Raw genomic sequence first — 1,305 nt, 5'->3', positions numbered from 1 at the left:
GACGGCTGCGGCGACCGACGGCGCGACCGCGACGGATGCCGCCGAGCCGCCGGCGAGCGAACCCGCGGCCGAGCCCGCCGCCGACGGGGATCCCTGCAGGGCCGACCAGATCACGGTGGAGGCCGTCACCGATGCGGCGGTCTATGCCGCGGGCGAACAGCCGAAGCTCTCGGTCACGATCACGAACACGGGCTCCAACTCGTGCGTCATGAACGTCGGCACGGCGGCGCAGGTGTTCACCGTCACGAGCGGGGCGGACACGTACTGGACCTCGACCGACTGCCAGGTCGACCCGGTCGATGCCGAGGTCTCGATCGAGCCCGGCACGCCGGTCTCCTCGAGCGAACCCATCACGTGGGACCGCACGCGGTCGAGCGCCGACACCTGCGGCGGCGAGCGGACGAGCGTCCCCGCCGGTGGCGCGTCGTACCACCTGAACGTCAGCATGAGCGGGTTCGAGTCGTCGACGTCGAAGCAGTTCCTGCTCTACTGACCTGCGCGATTCGCACGCCCGTCGACGCAGGTCGCCGCTGCGCGGATGTGTCCGCGTGTGACGGCCTTCCGTTGATCTCGCGAGGATTGCTCAGCAGGATCGGACGTGGACTAACCATCCTGCGGTCCAAGGGGTCCGCGGCGTTACCTCGCGCCGCGGACCTCCGCTGCGGGCCCGGCCGCTGCACCCGCGGCGGTTCCCGTGCACCGGCCTCGGTAGGCTGGGATGATGGCCGGTGCGAAGCGTTCGAAGCCCAAGCAGCCCCTCGAGTTCCGCTCGCAGGCGCTCGCCGAGGCGCTCGAGCGGCAGGACATGGCGGCGGTCGCGCTGGCCCTCCGCAACGGCAACACGGTCGTTCCGCTCATCAAGCCCGGACCCCGCGACACGCCGCTCGACGGCGGCGAGGTGTGGACGTATCGTGATCCGAATTCGGGCGAGGTCGCACTGCTGCTCTTCAGCGACGCCGCGCACAAGCCGGCGAACCTCCCGCCGGCCGTCGGGCTGCAGAGCCCGGCGTGGCTGAAGTCGTTCCTCACCCGATACGAGTCGACGATCACCACGGTGTTCCTCGACATCGCCGGGCCGCACCCGATGCAGGCCTCGCCGGCTGAGCTGCTGAAGGCGCTCTCGGTCTAGAAGGCCGCGTCGAGTTCGCGCTCGCGCGCCCCGGAGGCCGCCATCATCGCCCGTTCGACGGCCGCACGCACGCTGCCGAGGTCGTCGTCGAGCAGCGCACGATAGCCGAGGCGCGCCGCCTCGGCGGCGCGCTGCCGGGCCGATGCGACCGGTCGCACCTCGCCGGCGAGGCTGAT

Annotated in this window: 2 protein-coding genes and 1 pseudogene; 2 read left to right on the top strand and 1 reads right to left on the bottom strand. The window is 71.5% G+C overall.

The window, feature by feature from the left end; translation table 11 throughout:
* Both ESO86_RS19450 and ESO86_RS17130 read left to right on the top strand, forming a co-directional pair.
* A partial coding sequence (locus ESO86_RS19450; RefSeq protein WP_165308282.1) for a hypothetical protein occupies positions 1-493 on the top strand: 493 nt, incomplete at its 5' end.
* Positions 494-721: 228 nt separating this feature from the next.
* A complete protein-coding gene (locus tag ESO86_RS17130) occupies positions 722-1,129 on the top strand; it encodes a dehydrogenase (RefSeq protein ID WP_129235980.1) in 408 nt (135 codons plus the stop codon).
* Here ESO86_RS17130 and ESO86_RS19445 read toward each other — a convergent pair.
* Positions 1,126-1,305 (bottom strand): annotated as a pseudogene (locus tag ESO86_RS19445) (DNA repair protein RadA); the annotation flags it as partial. The gene ESO86_RS17130 and the pseudogene ESO86_RS19445 overlap by 4 nt on opposite strands.

Origin of the sequence: Agromyces binzhouensis (assembly GCF_004135055.1) — a bacterium.
GTDB classification, from domain to species: domain Bacteria; phylum Actinomycetota; class Actinomycetes; order Actinomycetales; family Microbacteriaceae; genus Agromyces; species Agromyces binzhouensis.
The sequence above is the reverse complement of the archived record's forward strand: the minus strand, read 5'-3'. Positions and strand labels throughout refer to the sequence as shown.

Excerpts from the sequence above, each read along its gene's own strand:
- ESO86_RS17130 (WP_129235980.1), top strand. The coding sequence starts at position 722 with ATGGCCGGTGCGAAGCGTTCGAAGCCCAAGCAGCCCCTCGAGTTCCGC.